Annotated in this window: 15 protein-coding genes; 6 read left to right on the forward strand and 9 right to left on the reverse strand. The window is 61.1% G+C overall.

Translation table 11 applies throughout. The annotated features are described in order from the left end of the window. Positions 1 to 237 precede the first annotated feature (237 nt). The gene (gene ffh / locus AC3ISG_RS19725; RefSeq protein WP_065989960.1) at positions 238 to 1614 is read right to left on the reverse strand and encodes a signal recognition particle protein; all 1377 of its coding nucleotides are present in this window, start codon (positions 1612 to 1614) and stop codon (positions 238 to 240) included. A 290-nt stretch (positions 1615 to 1904) separates the two neighbouring features. Between ffh and AC3ISG_RS19730 the strand changes: the two genes are divergently transcribed. From AC3ISG_RS19730 to AC3ISG_RS19740, 3 genes are all read left to right on the forward strand, one after another. Continuing rightward, a complete protein-coding gene (locus tag AC3ISG_RS19730) occupies positions 1905 to 2717 on the forward strand; it encodes a cytochrome C assembly family protein (RefSeq protein ID WP_122623423.1) in 813 nt (270 codons plus the stop codon). Positions 2718 to 2729: 12 nt separating this feature from the next. After that, positions 2730 to 3968 carry a transporter associated domain-containing protein gene (locus AC3ISG_RS19735; protein ID WP_122535066.1) on the forward strand — a complete coding sequence of 413 codons (1239 nt, stop codon included), beginning with the start codon at positions 2730 to 2732 and terminating at the stop codon, positions 3966 to 3968. 301 nt (positions 3969 to 4269) lie between these two features. Continuing rightward, complete coding sequence (locus AC3ISG_RS19740; protein ID WP_172610876.1) at positions 4270 to 5592, forward strand: MFS transporter; 1323 nt, start codon at positions 4270 to 4272, stop codon at positions 5590 to 5592. Positions 5593 to 5672: 80 nt separating this feature from the next. On the opposite strand, the gene purT is transcribed toward AC3ISG_RS19740, so the two are convergent. The 4 genes from purT to AC3ISG_RS19760 form a co-directional block, all read right to left on the reverse strand. Continuing rightward, positions 5673 to 6854, reverse strand: a complete 1182-nt coding sequence (purT, locus tag AC3ISG_RS19745; protein WP_172610874.1) for a formate-dependent phosphoribosylglycinamide formyltransferase — start codon at positions 6852 to 6854, stop codon at positions 5673 to 5675. A 117-nt stretch (positions 6855 to 6971) separates the two neighbouring features. After that, positions 6972 to 7235: a DUF1289 domain-containing protein gene (locus AC3ISG_RS19750; protein WP_122535063.1), complete on the reverse strand. Its 264-nt coding sequence runs from the start codon at positions 7233 to 7235 to the stop codon at positions 6972 to 6974. Continuing rightward, the gene (locus AC3ISG_RS19755) at positions 7235 to 7759 is read right to left on the reverse strand and encodes a gamma carbonic anhydrase family protein (RefSeq protein ID WP_122535062.1); all 525 of its coding nucleotides are present in this window, start codon (positions 7757 to 7759) and stop codon (positions 7235 to 7237) included. Before AC3ISG_RS19755 ends, AC3ISG_RS19750 begins: the two co-directional genes overlap by 1 nt. Positions 7760 to 7807: 48 nt before the next feature. Continuing rightward, positions 7808 to 8419 carry a CoA pyrophosphatase gene (locus AC3ISG_RS19760; RefSeq protein ID WP_122623420.1) on the reverse strand — a complete coding sequence of 204 codons (612 nt, stop codon included), beginning with the start codon at positions 8417 to 8419 and terminating at the stop codon, positions 7808 to 7810. A 153-nt stretch (positions 8420 to 8572) separates the two neighbouring features. Between AC3ISG_RS19760 and AC3ISG_RS19765 the strand changes: the two genes are divergently transcribed. Then, entirely contained in the window at positions 8573 to 9124 is a 552-nt protein-coding gene (locus tag AC3ISG_RS19765) for an NUDIX hydrolase (RefSeq protein WP_489297764.1), read from the forward strand. A 50-nt stretch (positions 9125 to 9174) separates the two neighbouring features. Beyond that, the gene (locus AC3ISG_RS19770; RefSeq protein WP_074892288.1) at positions 9175 to 9738 is read left to right on the forward strand and encodes a L,D-transpeptidase family protein; all 564 of its coding nucleotides are present in this window, start codon (positions 9175 to 9177) and stop codon (positions 9736 to 9738) included. Positions 9739 to 9792: 54 nt separating this feature from the next. On the opposite strand, the gene AC3ISG_RS19775 is transcribed toward AC3ISG_RS19770, so the two are convergent. Further along, positions 9793 to 10104 (reverse strand): NGG1p interacting factor NIF3, encoded by a 312-nt coding sequence (locus AC3ISG_RS19775; RefSeq protein WP_489297765.1) that lies wholly within the window; start codon positions 10102 to 10104, stop codon positions 9793 to 9795. A 6-nt stretch (positions 10105 to 10110) separates the two neighbouring features. After that, the gene (gene purL, locus AC3ISG_RS19780) at positions 10111 to 14010 is read right to left on the reverse strand and encodes a phosphoribosylformylglycinamidine synthase (RefSeq protein WP_489297766.1); all 3900 of its coding nucleotides are present in this window, start codon (positions 14008 to 14010) and stop codon (positions 10111 to 10113) included. A gap of 212 nt (positions 14011 to 14222) precedes the next feature. Between purL and mltF the strand changes: the two genes are divergently transcribed. Continuing rightward, on the forward strand, positions 14223 to 15683 hold the full coding sequence (gene mltF, locus AC3ISG_RS19785) for a membrane-bound lytic murein transglycosylase MltF (RefSeq protein WP_163022058.1): 1461 nt from the start codon (positions 14223 to 14225) through the stop codon (positions 15681 to 15683). Between the two features lie 144 nt (positions 15684 to 15827). Here mltF and tadA read toward each other — a convergent pair whose 3' ends face one another. Both tadA and AC3ISG_RS19795 read right to left on the reverse strand, forming a co-directional pair. Continuing rightward, positions 15828 to 16310 carry a tRNA adenosine(34) deaminase TadA gene (gene tadA / locus AC3ISG_RS19790; protein WP_122535056.1) on the reverse strand — a complete coding sequence of 161 codons (483 nt, stop codon included), beginning with the start codon at positions 16308 to 16310 and terminating at the stop codon, positions 15828 to 15830. Then, a complete protein-coding gene (locus AC3ISG_RS19795; RefSeq protein WP_489297767.1) occupies positions 16310 to 17683 on the reverse strand; it encodes a multicopper oxidase family protein in 1374 nt (457 codons plus the stop codon). The genes tadA and AC3ISG_RS19795 overlap by 1 nt, the downstream gene beginning before the upstream one ends. Positions 17684 to 17849: the final 166 nt, after the last annotated feature.

Below are 17849 nucleotides of genomic sequence, written 5' to 3' on the forward strand. Positions count from 1 at the left end.
TTCCTGTAGTCGGTGCTGCAAATCTAAGATGCACAGCGGGCATGGGTGCCCGAAAGGCCGCATATTCTAAGGAATATCCGGATTTTTGCAAATGACTTTTTCCGGCGTACGCCGTCGGGCCACCTAGATCTGCCATGGAGCCGTCAGCGATGACGGCGTTGAGTGCCTGCCTGAGCAGGCCACCGGGACGGTTGCCCCAATGAAGAACGCGCGGGAATAGCGCCCGCGCGTTGCGATTTACATTTTGGGCATACCGCCGCCGGGCAACATTCCGCCCATGCCGCGCATCATTTTGGCCATGCCGCCCTTGGTCGAAAACTTCTTCATCATCTTCTGCATCTGTTTATGTTGCTTGATCAGACGACCGATGTCCTGCACCTGGGTGCCGGAACCCATGGCGATGCGGCGCTTGCGTGAACCGCTGATCAGTTCAGGGTCGCGACGCTCGGCCGGGGTCATCGAGTTAATGATGGCTTCCATCTGCTTGAACTGCTTTTCGGCGGCGCCTTGCGCGTTACCCATCTGCGACAGGTTGACGCCGCCGATGCTTGGCAGTTTGTCCATGAGCCCACCCAGGCCGCCCATGTTCTTCATTTGCTGCAGCTGATCCCGGAAGTCTTCGAGGTCGAAGCCTTTGCCCTTCTTCAGCTTCTTGGCCAGTTTGTCGGCCTTGTCCTTGTCGAGGGTCTGTTCAGCCTGCTCGATCAGGCTGAGCACGTCGCCCATGCCGAGAATGCGCGATGCGATACGGTCCGGGTGGAACGGCTCCAGCGCCTCGCTCTTCTCGCCCATACCGATGAACTTGATCGGCTTGCCAGTAATGGCGCGCACCGACAGCGCAGCACCGCCACGGGCGTCACCATCGACCTTGGTCAGGATCACACCGGTCAGCGGCAGCGCATCACCGAACGCCTTGGCCGTGTTGGCGGCATCCTGGCCGGTCATGGCGTCAACGACGAACAGCGTCTCGGCCGGCTTGACCGCCGCATGCAGCGCCTGAATCTCGCCCATCATCTCGGCGTCGATGTGCAAACGACCGGCGGTGTCGAGGATCACGACGTCGATGAACTTGAGCTTGGCTTCTTTAATAGCCGCTTCGGCGATGTCGACCGGCTTCTGGCTGATGTCGGACGGGAAGAACGTCACGCCGATGTCGTTGGCCAGGGTTTCCAGCTGCTTGATCGCGGCCGGACGATAGACGTCCGCCGAGACCAGCATCACGGTTTTCTTTTTGCGTTCTTTCAGGAATCGGGCGAGCTTGCCGGCAGTGGTGGTCTTGCCCGCACCTTGCAGACCGGCCATCAGAATGACCGCCGGCGGCGTGACGTTGAGGGTCAGCTCTTCGTTGGCCGCCCCCATCATCTCTTCCAGCTCGGCCTGGACGATCTTCACGAACGCCTGACCCGGCGTCAGGCTGCGCGACACCTCGGTGCCGACGGCGCGTTCCTTGATGCGATTGACGAAGTCTTTGACAACCGGCAAGGCGACGTCGGCTTCAAGCAGCGCCATACGCACTTCACGCAGTGTGTCCTTGATGTTGTCCTCGGTCAGCTTGGCTTTACCAGTGACCTGGCGCAGCGTCTGCGAGAGACGATCTGTCAGATTTTCAAACATGCGTGATCCTTTGGGTTCGTGATGAACCCCGATTGATGCGGCCCGGCCCGTAGCGGCCGTTCAGTCGGCTGCCGAATTCGCGACGCCTGCTCTTTACAGCATCGCTATTGATAATAGTGAGGCTATAAAAGCGGCTGAAACAGCGATCGGCAAGCCTGTGGCTTGAGCAGGTCGCGGATTATAGCGAAGACTCCGGCGCACGGACACCACGGCGTCTGCTTCTGTAGTCTTTCGTGAAATGCGCGTTTTATGCCAAACTCACCGGCTTTCGGGCATGCCCAACAGGATCTATGTTCCCCTTGTCACCGAGTTTGCTCTTCAGCCTCGCCGCCGCCGTCTTCTACGCCGCTGCGACCGTCTACCAGGGTATGCGCCTGCGCCAGGGCCAGAAGGCCGACAAATGGCTGCTGTGCCTGATCGGCACCCTTGCCGTCGCCTGCCAGGCCAGTGCGCTTTTCGGCCAACTGGTGCGCCCTATCGGCCTGGGTCTGGACTTTTTCAGTGCCGCCAGCCTGATCGCTGTTTCAGTCATCATCGTGACCATGCTCGCGTGCATTCGTCTGCCGGTGGAAATCCTCCTGATTCTCCTCTTCCCGCTGGGGCTGCTGACGACCCTGATGGCGCAGTTCGCGCCTTCTGGCACGCTGCAACCGATCATTGAAGAACACGGCATTATCAGCCATATCCTGCTGTCGATCCTCGCCTATGGGATGTTTACCATCGCGGTGTTCCAGTCCCTGCTTCTGTTGTTGCAGGATCATCAACTGAAAAACAAGCATCCCCTTGGCCTGATCAAAAGCTTCCCGCCGCTGCAAACCATGGAAAGCCTGCTCTTCGGTTTCCTCTGGGCCGGCTGGGTGTTGCTGTCGATGTCGCTGATTTCCGGCTGGTTGTTCGTCGAAAACCTGTTTGCCCAGCATCTGGTGCATAAAACCCTGCTGTCGATTCTCGCGTGGATCGTCTTCAGTGTGCTGCTGTGGGGCCGCCATCATCTGGGCTGGCGGGGCCACAAAGCGATTCGCTGGACACTGGGCGGATTTCTGCTGTTGATGCTCGCCTACTTCGGCAGCAAGCTCGTTCGTGAATACATCCTGCATATCTGACGAGCGCTGATCATGGACAATCTGCCGGTCGGTACGATGCTTACGCTCCTGGCCCTGCTGACCCTGTGGTCCGGGCTGTTCAGCGCGGTCGAGGCTGCGCACCACAATCTTCGGGCGATGCCGGTCAATCCCCGCTCCAACGAGCCACCGAAGCCGGTTCTGGCGTTCAACCTCAACAGCCTCATCCTCGGCAACACGCTGCTCAAGGCGCTGATTACCGTCCTCGCCACGTTGCTTGCCATCGGCCACTGGTATTTCCACGGTCCGCTGATTGCCTGGCTGGGTGTCGCCAGCGTGCTGGTCGTGATAACCGAGTTCATCCCGCGAAAGCTGGCGGCGCGTCGCCCCGAGTCCATTCTGCTGCTGGGCAACAACGTGCTGCGTATCCCGGTTCGGCTGTTGCAACCGCTGACCTGGATCTACAAGAACATCGCCAAAACGCTGTTGCGCCCTTTTCTGTCGAAGCGTCGGCCAGACACCCACGATGACGAAGACGACACGCACCCGACGGTCTATCAGGACAACGAAAGCCAGTATGGCCGCGCCCATGTGATCTCCGGGATTTACGCGCTGGACCGCATGACTGTGAACGACATCCTGGTACCGCGCAGCGAAGTCGACGGCATTAACCTCGACGACACCATTGAGGAGATCGTCGACAAGCTGATCATTTCCCGCCACACCCGTCTGCCCGTTTACCACAACGACATCAATCAGGTAGAAGGCGTGCTCAACACGCGGATGATCAGCCACCTGCTCCCGCGCAACGAGCTGACCAAAGAAGCCCTGCAAGCCGCCTGTTACGAACCGTACTTCGTACCAGAGAGCACGCCGCTGCAGATGCAGCTGCTCAACTTCCACAAGCAGCAGCGGCGCATGGGCGTGGTGGTCGATGAATACGGCGAGGTGCTGGGCATCGTCAGCCTCGAGGACATTCTTGAAGAGATCGTGGGCGAGTTCGAAAGCGAGCAAGCACTCGATAACCCGCACATCCACCCGCAGCCTGACGGGCGGCTGGTGATCGACGGCGCGGCGTCGATTCGCGATCTGAATAAAAGCCTCGCCTGGCATCTGCCCTCCGATGGCCCTAAAACCCTCAACGGGCTGATCACCGAAGCGCTGGAGACGATCCCTAACAGCGCGGTCTGCCTGAAGATCGGGCCCTACCGCCTGGAAATCCTCGAGACCGAAGACAACCGCGTCAGCCGGGTGTTGGTGTGGTTGAACACCCGCACCAAAGACGTGATCTGAGAAGGCAGGCGGCGCCCTGAAACACTTGTTTCCACGCCGATCCCCTTCCTATAATCGATCCGCTTACGCAGCCCCGCCGATCCGCGTGCTACCCGCACAATGCGCGATCCGGCCAGTCACACAGCCTGACCGCTCACGCGACACCCTGGCCTTCGCTCCCATCCCGAGCACGCCACGCGCCTTGCCCGCATCCGGGCTAGTCTGTTCAGCGCTGGACCAAAAAAACAATTAACGATTGCCGCAGCGCGCGTACGAATCTTCGTCTCCCGCTGACAGGCGATACGACTGCCAGGGATTTCACATGACCACGACTTCTGCCTGTCCAACCCGTGACGAGAGCGAGGCCCGCCCCGCCAACTCGGCGGCCCGCGTCGCCACGGCCAGCTTCATCGGCACCGCCATCGAGTTCTATGATTTCTACGTGTACGCCACCGCCGCCGCACTGGTGATCGGGCCGGTGTTCTTTCCACAGACGTCCAGTACCGCACAGATGCTCTCGGCGTTTCTGACATTCGGGATCGCCTTTCTCGCACGTCCGTTGGGCTCGGCGCTGTTCGGCCATTTCGGTGACCGTGTCGGCCGCAAATCGACATTGGTGGCCTCGCTGCTGCTCATGGGCGTCTGCACCACGCTGATTGGCGTGCTGCCGGGTTACGACGCCATCGGGTCGTGGGCGCCGATCCTGCTCTGCGTACTGCGCTTCGGCCAAGGCCTTGGACTGGGCGGCGAATGGGGCGGGGCCGCGTTACTGGCGACCGAGAACGCCCCCAAGGGCAAACGGGCGTGGTTCGGCATGTTCCCGCAGTTGGGCCCATCGATCGGCTTCCTTGCGGCAAACGGGCTGTTTCTGACACTGGCGATGACGCTGGATGACGAGCAATTCCGCTCCTGGGGCTGGCGCGTCCCGTTTCTGCTCAGCGCCGTGCTGGTGATCATTGGCTTGTATGTGCGCCTGAAGCTTGAGGAAACGCCTGTTTTCGCCAAGGCCATCGCCCGCCATGAGCGTGTGAAATTGCCGATTGCCGAGCTGTTCGGTCAATACTGGAAGCCGATGCTGCTGGGCGCAGCGTCGATGGTGGTGTGCTACGCGCTGTTCTATATCTCCACCGTCTTCTCGCTGAGCTATGGCGTAAAAACCCTGGGTTACAGCCGCGAGTCGTTCCTCGCGATGCTGTGTTTTGCCGTGCTGTTCATGGCCCTGGCGACACCGCTTTCCGCCTTGGCAAGTGATCGATTCGGTCGCAAGCCGGTGCTGGTCATCGGCGGCGTGCTGGCGATTCTCTCGGGCTTCCTGATGGAGCCCTTGCTGACTCACGGCACGACCTGGGCGGTGACGCTGTTCCTGTCGATCGAGCTGTTCCTGATGGGTGTCACCTTTGCGCCGATGGGGGCAATGTTGCCGGAGCTTTTTCCGACGCGTGTGCGGTATACCGGCGCGTCGGCGGCCTACAACATCGGGGGTATCGTCGGTGCCTCGGTCGCGCCTTTCTTCGCGCAGAAGCTGGTGGAAATGGGTGGCCTGAGCTGGGTCGGTGGGTATGTCTCGGCGGCGGCACTGATCAGCGTGATCGCCGTGCTGTGCCTGAAAGAAACCCGGCACGCGGACCTGGATACGATTGCCTGAGCAAACCGAACATCGACGGTGCGTGATCGCGAAACAAAAACGGCGCCCCTGAAGGCGCCGTTTCTTATTCAGCGTGACGCTTACAACTGAACCTTCACCGCCATCGAGGCGCGAGTGGCTTTGCGACGGGCCGCTTCGATCGACTCGTCGCGCGCCAGGGCAACGCCCATGCGCCGCTGTCCATTGACCTCGGGCTTGCCGAACAGGCGCAGCGCGGTGTCCGGTTCGCTCAGGGCCTGCTCCAGGTTGGCGAACGCCGTTTGGGTCGACTGGCCTTCTACCAGAATCACCGCCGACGCCGATGGGCCGAACTGGCGAATCAGCGGGATCGGCAGACCGAGAATGGCCCGGGCGTGCAGCGCGAACTGCGACAGGTCCTGAGAGATCAGCGTGACCAGACCGGTGTCGTGGGGGCGTGGCGAGACTTCACTGAACCAGACCTGATCGCCCTTGATGAACAACTCGACGCCAAACAGACCGCGGCCACCCAGGGCCTCGGTCACTGCTTTGGCAACGCGCTCGGACTCGGCCAATGCCACCGGGCTCATGGCCTGGGGCTGCCACGATTCCTGATAATCACCCTTCTCCTGACGATGGCCAACCGGCGCACAAAAGGTCGTGCCGCCGACGTGACGCACGGTCAGCAGAGTGATTTCGTAATCGAAATCAATGAAGCCTTCGATGATCACGCGGCCTTTGCCGGCACGACCGCCTTCCTGGGCATAATCCCAGGCCTTCTGGATATCCGCGTCGGTTTTCAGCAGGCTCTGGCCCTTGCCCGACGAGCTCATCACCGGCTTGACCACGCACGGGAAGCCAAGGTCTTCAACGGCTTTTTTGTAGTCTTCGAAGGTGTCGGCGAAGTGGTAAGGCGAGGTCGGCAGGTCCAGTTCTTCAGCGGCCAGACGACGAATGCCTTCGCGGTTCATGGTCAACTGCGCGGCACGGGCGGTCGGAATGACCGTGAAGCCCTCGGACTCCAGTTCCACCAGGGTCGCGGTAGCGATGGCTTCGATTTCCGGGACGATGTAATGGGGCTTCTCGGACTCGATCACCGCACGCAAGGCGGCGCCGTCGAGCATGTTGATGACGTGGCTGCGGTGCGCGACCTGCATCGCCGGAGCGTTGGCGTAACGGTCGACGGCGATCACTTCAACGCCAAGGCGCTGAAGTTCGATCACTACTTCCTTGCCAAGCTCGCCACAACCGCAGAGCAAAACGCGGGTCGCGGTCGGCGACAGTGGAGTTCCGATTTGAGTCATCTCAGGTCCTCGTGGAGCAGGTCGAGGGTCGCTCGGCGTGTGCAAGCAACCGCAGGTAGAAAGGCGCGCAATTTAACATGAAGGCCGGGAAATGGGATGCAGCGGCGGGGGCTTGATTCACCGTCGAGGGCTGTTGCCACTGACTTGAAACATCATCCCGCCGGCCCTCGCCCGCTCATCACAGGCGATCAAGACAGCGCGGCGTTGCTGATTGTCCATACGGCTCCAGCCGGTGATCTCGGCCACGGTGCGCTGACAACCCGTGCAGATATCGGCGTCGTCCAGTGCGCAAATGCTCACGCAGGGCGAGCGGACCGGCTTTTCATGGATCGGCTTTTCATCGACGGATGCTGCATTGATTGGGGGTTCGGCGCTGGACATCAATCTTCCTGTGGGGCCAGGTCACGCGCGTAGCGTTGGGCGTTGTGGACGTAGTGAGCGGCGCTGGCGTCGAGCATCTGCTTCTGGGCATCGGTCAGCTCGCGGACGATTTTGCCGGGCGACCCCATGACCAGCGAACCGTCAGGGATGACTTTGCCTTCGCCGATCAGCGAATTCGCGCCGATGATGCAATGTTTGCCAATCTGCGCGCCGTTCAGGATGACTGAGTTGATGCCGATGAGCGTGCCGTCACCCACGCTGCAACCATGCAGCATCGCGTTATGACCGATGGTGACGTTGCGGCCGATGGTCAACGGCGACCCCATGTCGGTGTGCATCACCGTGCCGTCCTGCACGTTGCTGTTCTCGCCGATGTCGATCAGCTCGTTGTCGCCACGCAACACAGCGCCAAACCAGACGCTGGCATTGGCCTGCAAACGCACATTGCCGATGACGGTGGCTGTCGGCGCAATCCAGCTGCTGGCATGCGCGTCGACGCGGGCATCGCCCAGACGGTATTTCATCGTTTGCTCCTCATGGCTCAGTCCTCATGCTCGCGCGGCGGCTGCAGGTCAGGATTTCAGCGTGTGGATGATCGATCGTTTGGGCGGCACGTTCAGGTCGATGCCGCTGTCGAAAAGCAGGTTCATCAATTCGACGATCATGATCGCGGTCAGGCCCCATATCTTGTACTCCCCGAAGCGATAGCTCGGTACGTACCAGCTGCGTCCTTCATAGTCGATGCGGTGGGTGTGTTCGCGCGCATCCTGACGGAAGAAGTCCAGTGGCACGCTGAACACGGCCGCGATCTCGCCATCGTTGGGTGTGTATTCGACAAAATCAGGAATAACGCCGACGTAGGGCGTCACTCTTATACCGTGCTTGGAGATCAACGGACTCAAGGGACCGATCACTTCGACGAGACCAGGCGGCAATCCTATCTCCTCCTGGGCCTCGCGCAGCGCCGTGAAGATCAGGTCCGGGTCTTCCGGATCACGCCGCCCGCCCGGGAAGGCCACCTCGCCGCCGTGGGTCGACAGGCCACTGGCGCGCAGCGTCAGCACCAGTTCAGGCTCTGCGTTGCGGGTAATGGGAAGAAGCACGGCGGCCTCGGGGAAGCGCGCGTCCGTTTCCAGCATCACCGGCGTGTAGCTGCTCATACGGTGAAGTAGCTCATCCAGCATGGGAATTCTCGATCGGTTGCCTGCCCGGCATCATGCACCAAAGCGACGACGCGCCCAAGTCTTGTAGGACAACCCGCGCGTGCAAGACGCCTCTTGCCGTCCACCCGCGCTACAGCTCAAGATAGCCGCTGCCAACAGGAACCCGATTCGATCATGAAATTCTGCAGCAACTGCGGCAAACAGGTCATCCAGCGTATTCCCGAGGGCGACAGCCGCCTGCGTTACGTGTGTGAACATTGCGACACCATTCACTACCAGAACCCCAACATCGTGGCCGGCGTCGTGCCGGTGTGGGGCGAAAAGGTGTTGCTGTGCCGTCGAGCCATCGAGCCACGAATGGGCTACTGGACGCTGCCCGCAGGGTTCATGGAAAACGGCGAAAGCGTCGAGCAGGCCGCCCGCCGGGAAACCCTTGAAGAGGCGTGTGCAGAGGTCGAGGACCTGCAGCTGTATTCGATGATCGACGTGCCGCACATCAATCAGGTGCATATCTTCTACCGCTCGAATCTGGTCAAACCGGAGTTCGCTGCCGGTATCGAAAGCCTTGAAGTGAAATTGTTCGACGAAGCGGATATCCCGTGGTCGGAGCTGGCGTTCAATACGGTCAGGCGAACCCTGGAATGTTTTTTCCGCGACCGGCGGCATCAAGATTTCCAGGTACGCACCGATTGTCTGTCTGTCACACCGCCGCTCAAGACCCTTTGATCGAAACGATGATGCGCGATTGCCGCGCAGGCTTCAGGGATACCCTTTTCATGCGTTGGTTGCTTGCCGTTTTATGCCTGTCGGTGGTGCCGCTGTCCCAGGCCGCGTTCACTCAGACCATCGTGCCCAAAGGCAGCGAACAGAAGTTCGTTGGCGGGAAGGTCGTCGACACCCAGAACATCGCGGACCGCACCATCGATAAGGTGCTGGTCCTCAAATCCGCTCATCAGTTGCAGCTGATCAGCCGTGGCGAGGCGCTGAAGACGTACAGGATCTCACTGGGCAAGGCGCCCAACGGACCCAAGCTGCAGGAAGGCGACCAGCGCACGCCGGAGGGTTTCTACTGGCTCGACTGGCGCAAGACCAGCGACGCTTACAACCTGTCGATGCACATTTCCTACCCCAACATTTCCGACGCCGCACGCGCCCGCCGCGAAGGCGTGAAACCGGGCAGCATGATCATGATTCACGGCACGCCGATCAACGACGATTACCCGGAGTGGTATTTCCACACGCTGGACTGGACGAACGGCTGCATCGCCATGCGCAACAGCGACATTCGTGAGGTGTGGGATCTGGTGAAGGACGGCACGATGATCGAGATTCGGCCGTAGGATTTTGCGGGGGTGATGCAGATCGCTCCAATCTCGAGCCATGCTGGAGGGAAGCTAGATATCTTCCAGCTTCCAGACATCGTAAGCCGGTACTTCATAGGGATGACTGTTCTTCAGCGCAGCAACCGCCTGCCTGATCAGCTCATCTGACACGACAAGCTCGACCTTCCATTCCTGAACCTGCTCGACCTCGCCGGCCTGCCCGATGAACGGCTGACTGCCGTCCAGCGGACGAAACTGGCCTTGCCCAAGCACCTGCCATGAGCAGCAGTCATACGCGCCGATTTTCCCCGCACCGGCGGCGAACAACGCGTTTTTGACCTGCTCCACATGGCTCGGTGGCACAAAGAAGGCCAGCTTGTACATCAGCGATCAGTCCACCCAAACGCGCGCATTGCGGAACATGCGCATCCACGCACCGTCTTCTTCCCACTCATCCGGGCGCCACGAGTTGGTCACGGCGCGGAACACGCGCTCAGGGTGCGGCATCATGATCGTCACGCGACCGTCGAGGGTGGTGAGACCCGCGATACCACGGGGCGAACCGTTCGGGTTGGCCGGATAGGTTTCGGTGACCTTGCCGTGGTTGTCGACGAAACGCACAGCAACGGTGCCGGACAAATCGGTTTCAATCAGCGACTCAGGGGTCTTGAACTCAGCGTGACCTTCCCCGTGGGCAATGGCGATCGGCATGTGCGAGCCGGCCATGCCTTGCAGGAAGATCGACGCCGACTTCTGGATTTCGACCATCGCCACGCGCGCTTCGAACTGCTCCGAGCGATTGCGCACAAAGTGCGGCCAGAACTCGCTGCCCGGGATCAGCTCGCTGAGGTTGGACATCATCTGGCAACCGTTGCAAACGCCCAGCGCGAAGCTGTCGCTGCGGGCGAAGAAGCCCTGGAACGCATCCCGTGCACGGCTGTTGAACAACGCCGACTTGGCCCAGCCTTCGCCAGCACCCAGCACATCGCCGTAGGAGAAACCACCGCACGCCACCAGACCTTTGAAGTCGTTGAGGTCGACGCGACCGGCGAGGATGTCGCTCATGTGCACGTCAACCGAGGCGAAGCCGGCGCGGTCAAACGCAGCTGCCATTTCAACCTGACCGTTGACGCCCTGCTCACGCAGCACCGCCACTTGTGGGCGCACGCCCTTCTTGATGTAAGGCGCAGCGATGTCGTCGTTGACGTCGTAGCCCAGCTTCACGTTCAGGCCCGGGTTGTCTTCTTCCAGCAGCGCATCGAATTCCTGATCGGCGCAATCGGCGTTATCACGCAGGCGCTGGATCTGATAGCTGGTTTCGCTCCACTGACGCTGCAGCAGGCGACGATCGCCTTTGAACACGGTGTCACCGCTCAGGCTGATGATGACATCGCTGTTGTTGATCGGCTTCCCGATCACCGCAACGCAATCTTCGCCCACGCCGGCAGCGCTGAACTGTGCGAGCACAAGCGGCGTGGCGTCCTGGCGAACCTGGATCACCGCACCCAGCTCTTCGTTGAAGAGAATGGCTGCGATTTTTTCGCGCTTGGCGGTCAGCGTGTCGAGTTCGAGGTTCAGGCCACAATGGCCTGCGAACGCCATTTCCAGCACGGTCGCCATCAAGCCACCGTCGGAACGGTCGTGATAAGCCAGCAGGTGGCCGTCGGCGTTGAGGCCCTGAATGACGGCGAAGAAGGCTTTCAGGTCTTCAGCGTCATCGACATCCGGTGCAACGCTGCCGAGCTTGCCGTGGGTCTGGGCGAGAATCGACGCGCCCATGCGGTTCTGACCACGGCCCAGGTCGACCAGGATCAGATCGGTCAGGCCCTTGTCCATGCGCAGCTGCGGGGTCAACGTCTTGCGAATGTCGGTGACCGGCGCGAAACCGGTCACGATCAGCGACAGCGGCGAGGTCACGGTTTTCTCGGTGCCCTCATCGCTCCAGCGGGTCTTCATGGACATTGAGTCCTTGCCCACCGGAATGGTAATGCCCAGCTCGGGGCACAGCTCCATGCCCACTGCTTTCACGGTGTCGTACAGACGCGCGTCTTCGCCCGGATGGCCGGCAGCGGACATCCAGTTGGCGGACAGCTTGATGTCGGACAGCTTGCCGATGCTCGACGCTGCGATATTGGTCAGGGTCTCGCCAATCGCCATGCGGCCGGACGCCGGAGCGTCCAGCAACGCCAGCGGAGTGCGCTCGCCCATCGCCATGGCTTCACCGGTGTACACATCAAAACTGGTTGCGGTGACGGCGACGTCCGACACCGGCACTTGCCACGGGCCAACCATCTGGTCGCGATTGACCATACCAGTGATGCTGCGGTCGCCAATGGTAATAAGGAAGCTTTTGCTCGCCACGGCCGGGTGATGCAGCACGCGCTGCACGCTTTCTTCGATGTCGAGGGTGCCCGGATCGAAGTCGTCGCCCAGCTCTGTTTCACGCTCGGCCGAACGGTGCATGCGCGGGGCCTTGCCCAGCAGCACTTCCAGCGGCATGTCGACAGGGCTGTTGCCGAAATGACTGTCGGTGACGGTCAGTTGCGGCTCTTCAGTCGCCTCACCTACGACCGCAAACGGGCAACGCTCACGATCACAGATGGCTTTGAAGCGTTCGAAGTCAGGGGTGCTGACGGCCAGGACGTAACGTTCCTGAGACTCGTTGCTCCAGATTTCCAGCGGGGCCATGCCCGGCTCGTCGTTCGGCACGTTGCGCAGCTCGAAGCGGCCGCCGCGACCGCCGTCGTTGACCAGCTCAGGGAAGGCGTTAGACAGACCGCCCGCGCCGACGTCATGGATGAACGCGATCGGGTTGGCGTCGCCCAGCTGCCAGCAGCGGTCGATGACCTCTTGGCAACGGCGTTCCATTTCCGGGTTTTCACGCTGCACCGAGGCAAAATCCAGGTCAGCCGAGCTGGTGCCCGTGGCCATGGAAGAAGCCGCACCGCCGCCCAGACCGATCAGCATCGCCGGGCCGCCGAGCACGATCAGCTTGGCGCCGACGGTGATCTCGGCTTTCTGCACGTGCTCTTCGCGGATGTTGCCCATGCCGCCAGCGAGCATGATCGGCTTGTGGTAGCCGCGAACTTCATCGCCGTGTGGCGTGCTGATCGACTGCTCGAAGGTACGGAAATAACCGGTCAGCGCCGGGCGACCGAACTCATTGTTGAACGCCGCGCCACCCAGCGGGCCTTCGATCATGATGTCCAGCGGCGTCACGATGCGCTCGGGTTTGCCGTACGGCTTTTCCCAAGGCTGCTCGAAACCCGGAATGTTCAGGTTGGACACCGTAAAACCGGTGAGGCCGGCTTTCGGCTTGGCACCACGGCCAGTCGCGCCCTCATCCCGAATCTCGCCGCCGGAACCGGTGGCTGCGCCGGGGAACGGGGCAATAGCCGTCGGATGGTTGTGGGTTTCGACCTTCATCAGAATGTGCACCGGCTCCTGAACAGCACCGTACTCGCGGCTTTCAGGGTTCGGGAAGAAGCGGCCGGCCACGCTGCCGACGATCACCGAGGCGTTGTCCTTGTAAGCGGACAGCACGCCTTCGTTGTGCATCTGGTAGGTGTTCTTGATCATGCCGAACAGGCTTTTTTCCTGGCTCTGGCCGTCGATATCCCAACTGGCGTTGAAGATCTTGTGACGGCAGTGCTCGGAGTTGGCCTGCGCGAACATCATCAATTCGATGTCGTGGGGGTTGCGCTTGAGCCCGGTGAACGCGTTCACCAGGTAATCGATTTCGTCTTCGGCCAGGGCCAGACCCAGTTCGACGTTGGCTTTTTCCAGGGCCGCGCGGCCGCCACCCAGTACGTCGATGGCAATTAGCGGCTTGGGCTCGGCGTGGCTGAACAGGCTGGCGGCCTCTTCCAGCGCGCCCAGCACGATCTGGGTCATGCGGTCGTGCAGCGCGTCGGCGATCAGCTGTGCGTCGGCGTCGCTGAACTGGCCTTCGACGTAAAAGGCAATGCCGCGCTCAAGGCGCTGGATCTTGGTCAGGCTGCAATTGCGCGCGATGTCGGTGGCCTTGCTCGACCATGGCGAAATGGTGCCGAAACGCGGGAGGACCAGGAACAGGCGGCCCGCAGGCTCCTGAACCGGTACGCTCGGGCCGTATTTCAGCAGGCGGGCAAGCACTTGCTGCTCGTCTTCGGTCAGGACGCCATTGACCTCAGCGAAGTGGGCGAATTCAGCGTACAGGCCACTGACAGCCGGAACTTTATCGTTCAGCTGCGCAAGTAATTTCTTGTGGCGGAAGGCGGAAAGGGCGGGAGCACCACGCAGGATCAACATCGTCGGGACAGCCTCGGGAAGGGGTGTGCTTTGAGGCCGTGCATTCTAGCCTAATCAGTCTGCGTCGGCACCCGAAACCACGGCATGGGATGCACCCGAATGTCGGCTCCGGGCGCTTGCCTGCGCCGGAAGGTAAAAATTCCTCTGCTCTATCAGACGGGACCCGCGCTGTCGAGATATGGCGGTATGGCTCCTTTGCGTATACTGCACCGATGTTTTCCCTATCAGATTTCCGCCCACGCTGTGCCAAGTGGCTCATCGCAACCGGAATCTTCCTGCTGCTCGGCGCGTGTGTGGAGAAACCCAACACGCTGGAACGAGTCAAGGAGGATGGCGTTCTGCGCGTCGTCACCCGCAACAGCCCGGCGACCTATTTTCAGGACCGCAACGGTGAAACCGGTTTCGAGTACGAACTGGTGAAGCGCTTCGCCGATGATCTGGGCGTTGAACTGAAAATCGAAGCCGCCGACAACCTCGACGACCTGTTCGATCAGATGGGCAAACCCGGCGGGCCGGTTCTGGCGGCAGCGGGCCTGGTCAGCAGCGAAAACCGCGCGAAGCAGGTACGGTTTTCCCATTCCTATCTTGAAGTCACCCCGCAGGTCATTTACCGCAACGGCCAGTCGCGTCCCACCGACCCGGGCGATCTGGTCGGCAAGCGCATCCTCGTGCTTAAAGGCAGCAGCCACGCCGAGCAGCTGGCAGCGCTGAAGGTCAAGTACCCCGGCATTAACTATGAAGAGTCCGATCAGGTCGAAGTCGTCGACCTGCTGCGCATGGTGGATGAAGGTCAGATCGACCTGACCCTGGTGGATTCCAACGAACTGGCGATGAATCAGGTGTATTTCCCCAACGTACGCGTCGGCTTCGACCTCGGCGATGGCCGCGATCAGCGTTGGGCCGTGGCGCTGGGCGATGACAACAGCCTGCTCAACGAGATCAACGCCTATCTCGACAAGATGCAGAAGAACGGCATGCTACAGCGGCTCAAAGACCGCTATTACGGGCATGTTGACGTTCTTGGTTACGTCGGCGCCTACACCTTTGCCCAACACTTGCAGGAACGCCTGCCCAAGTACGAGAAGCACTTCCAGACCGCCGCCAAGGCGGAGCAAGTCGACTGGCGCCTGCTGGCGGCGATCGGTTATCAGGAATCCTTGTGGCAGCCGGGCGTGACCTCGAAGACAGGCGTGCGCGGCTTGATGATGCTCACACAGAGCACGGCCCAGGCGATGGGCGTGTCCAATCGGCTCGACGCAAAACAGAGTATTCAGGGCGGCGCCAAGTATTTCGCCTACGTCAAGGAACAGCTCGACGACTCGATTCAGGAGCCGGATCGCACCTGGCTGGCGCTGGCGTCCTACAACATCGGCAGCGGCCATCTGGATGACGCGCGCAAACTGGCGGAAACCGAAGGGCTTAACCCGAACAAGTGGCTGGACGTGAAGAAGATGCTGCCGCGTCTGTCGCAGAAGAAGTGGTACAGCAAGACCCGCTACGGCTATGCCCGGGGCGGTGAGCCGGTCAGCTTCGTCGCCAACATTCGCCGTTATTACGACATCCTCACGTGGGTCACGCAGCCGCAGATGGAAGGCGGCCAGGTCGCGGAAGGCTCGTTGCATGTGCCCGGCGTGGACAAGACCAAGCCGTCTGAAGAGAAAGCGCCGCTTTAGTCAGGCTTTCTTCAGTGATTCGGGACTAACCGAGTGTCTGCCACTCCGCGTTCGTACATTGAAGGCAGCTCCTGTGGGAGTGAGCTTGCTCACGAAGACTGATTCCGAGGCGCTGAAGATGCAGTGACTGCAGCCGAGCCCTGCCTACCCCTTCGCCCGCCTCATCCTGAAAAACTCACTCAGCATCGTCCCGCACTCCTCCCCCAGCACCCCGCCTTCAAACAGCACGCGATGATTCAGGAAGGGCTGCGTAAAGAACTGCCCCTGACTCTGCACCACCCCCGCTTTCGGCTCGGTGGCGCCATACACCACGCGGCTGATGCGTGAATGGACGATCAACCCCGCGCACATGCTGCAGGGTTCCAGCGTCACGTACAGCGTGCTGCCCGGCAGGCGGTAATTGCTGAGTGACTGCGCCGCCGCACGAATGGCGACCATCTCCGCGTGGGCACTGGGATCGCTGCCGCTGATGGGGCAATTGAAGCCGCGGCCCACGATTTCACCGCCCTGCACCACCACCGCGCCGACCGGCACCTCGCCGAGCAACGCACCTTCGGCGGCCAGTGCCAGCGCTTCGCGCATGAAGTGCTGATCGCCACTGCGATCGATGATGGGGGGCTGACGCATTACGAAACCTCGATAGCGGCCATGAGACCGGTTTCCATGTGATCGATCACATGGCAGTGAAACATCCACACGCCGGGATTATCCGCGACCAGGGCGACGCGCGCGCGCTCGTTGCGCCCCAGCAGATAGGTGTCCGTGAAATACGGAACCACCTTCTTTCGATTGGAAGCGATGACCTTGAAGCTCATGCCGTGCAAGTGAATGGGATGCTGATACTGCGTCATGTTCTTCAGCTCGAAGATGTAACTCTTGCCTCGTTCGAGCTTGGCAATTGGCCGGTCCGCGCAGGTCTTGTCGGTAATGTCCCAGGCCTGGCCATTGATCTGCCACAAGCTGGGCGGTTTGCCGTTGTCGACATTCACCGACACCGAACCAACCCACTCGAAATTGAAATTGAGCTTCTCGGCGTTCGCCAGATCCGGCTCGGCGACCGGGTTCGCCGGAAGCTCAGGCGGCCATTCGCCCGGCGCATCGCTGTTGACGACCGAGCGAAATGTGCCCAGCCGCACCGGGCCGTTGCGCAGGGAGATTTCCTCACCGGCGGCAGGCGCCTTGATCGCCAGACAGATGCGCATGCCCGGCCCCAGCCAGTAATCCTTGCCCAGCGCGCGCGGTTTGACCGGGTTGCCGTCCAGGGCGTAGATCATCGCCTCGGCGCCCGGCAGGTTCAGGCGATAGGTCACTGTGTTGTCGAGATTGAGAATGCGCACCCGGGTGATCTGCCCGGCAGGCAACTCGATCACGCCCTGTGGCACGCCGTTGATCGTCGACAATCGCCCGGCCGTGCCCTCGCGGGCCGCCTCGCGAATGACACTGAAGTCAGTGAAAGCGCCCTCCTCGTCCACATGCCAGCTCTTCAGGCTGACCATGCGTTCGTGGGTAAACCCCGTCGGCTCGCGCTCCTCGACGATCAGCGGCCCCACCAGCCCGCGGCCCAGCTCTTCGCTGCTGCTGACGTGAGGGTGATACCAATAGCTGCCGGCGTCCGGCACTCGGAATTTATAGTCGAAGTACTCGCCCGGCTTGACCGGCAATTGCGAGACGTAAGGCACGCCGTCCATCTCCAGCGGCAGCCGAATGCCATGCCAATGAATGGTGGTTTCAACGGGCAGATGATTGATGAAGCGCACCCGTAGCCACTCGCCCTGCCTGACGCGTAGCTCAGTGCCCGGCGCCGAACCGCCGAATGCCCAGGCGGGCGTCTGGTGCCCGGCCACCAGTTCAACGTCGAGCGGCGCGGCGATCAGTTCGTAATCATGCCCTTCCCCCGGCCCGCGCTTGCCCAGCCAATACCTTGAGGCGCCGCCCGCGCCGAGCCCGACCACGGCAAGACCGGCCAGACCTCCGAGTATCTGTCGACGGGTAAAAGACATGTGCGAAAAAACCTCAAACGACGGGTCGCATCCGTGAACGATGCAAGGGGCGGACACGATACACCTGCACTTACAGAAATTTAAGGAAACCGCGTACGCAATACATATTTAGTGCCAAATGAATCGGCGATCACGCCAAGCTTGTCTTCCCGTTCATCAAGGAAGA

The sequence above is a fragment of the Pseudomonas sp. GL_135 genome (assembly GCF_057834665.1).

Bases quoted from the DNA above. Each gene is read 5' to 3' on its own strand.
- ffh (WP_065989960.1), bottom strand. From the start codon at position 1,614: ATGTTTGAAAATCTGACAGATCGTCTCTCGCAGACGCTGCGCCAGGTC.
- AC3ISG_RS19730 (WP_122623423.1), top strand. From the start codon at position 1,905: ATGTTCCCCTTGTCACCGAGTTTGCTCTTCAGCCTCGCCGCCGCCGTC.
- AC3ISG_RS19735 (WP_122535066.1), top strand. From the start codon at position 2,730: ATGGACAATCTGCCGGTCGGTACGATGCTTACGCTCCTGGCCCTGCTG.
- AC3ISG_RS19740 (WP_172610876.1), top strand. From the start codon at position 4,270: ATGACCACGACTTCTGCCTGTCCAACCCGTGACGAGAGCGAGGCCCGC.
- purT (WP_172610874.1), bottom strand. From the start codon at position 6,854: ATGACTCAAATCGGAACTCCACTGTCGCCGACCGCGACCCGCGTTTTG.
- AC3ISG_RS19750 (WP_122535063.1), bottom strand. From the start codon at position 7,235: ATGTCCAGCGCCGAACCCCCAATCAATGCAGCATCCGTCGATGAAAAG.
- AC3ISG_RS19755 (WP_122535062.1), bottom strand. From the start codon at position 7,759: ATGAAATACCGTCTGGGCGATGCCCGCGTCGACGCGCATGCCAGCAGC.
- AC3ISG_RS19760 (WP_122623420.1), bottom strand. From the start codon at position 8,419: ATGCTGGATGAGCTACTTCACCGTATGAGCAGCTACACGCCGGTGATG.
- AC3ISG_RS19765 (WP_489297764.1), top strand. From the start codon at position 8,573: ATGAAATTCTGCAGCAACTGCGGCAAACAGGTCATCCAGCGTATTCCC.
- AC3ISG_RS19770 (WP_074892288.1), top strand. From the start codon at position 9,175: ATGCGTTGGTTGCTTGCCGTTTTATGCCTGTCGGTGGTGCCGCTGTCC.
- AC3ISG_RS19775 (WP_489297765.1), bottom strand. From the start codon at position 10,104: ATGTACAAGCTGGCCTTCTTTGTGCCACCGAGCCATGTGGAGCAGGTC.
- purL (WP_489297766.1), bottom strand. From the start codon at position 14,010: ATGTTGATCCTGCGTGGTGCTCCCGCCCTTTCCGCCTTCCGCCACAAG.
- mltF (WP_163022058.1), top strand. From the start codon at position 14,223: ATGTTTTCCCTATCAGATTTCCGCCCACGCTGTGCCAAGTGGCTCATC.
- tadA (WP_122535056.1), bottom strand. From the start codon at position 16,310: ATGCGTCAGCCCCCCATCATCGATCGCAGTGGCGATCAGCACTTCATG.
- AC3ISG_RS19795 (WP_489297767.1), bottom strand. From the start codon at position 17,683: ATGTCTTTTACCCGTCGACAGATACTCGGAGGTCTGGCCGGTCTTGCC.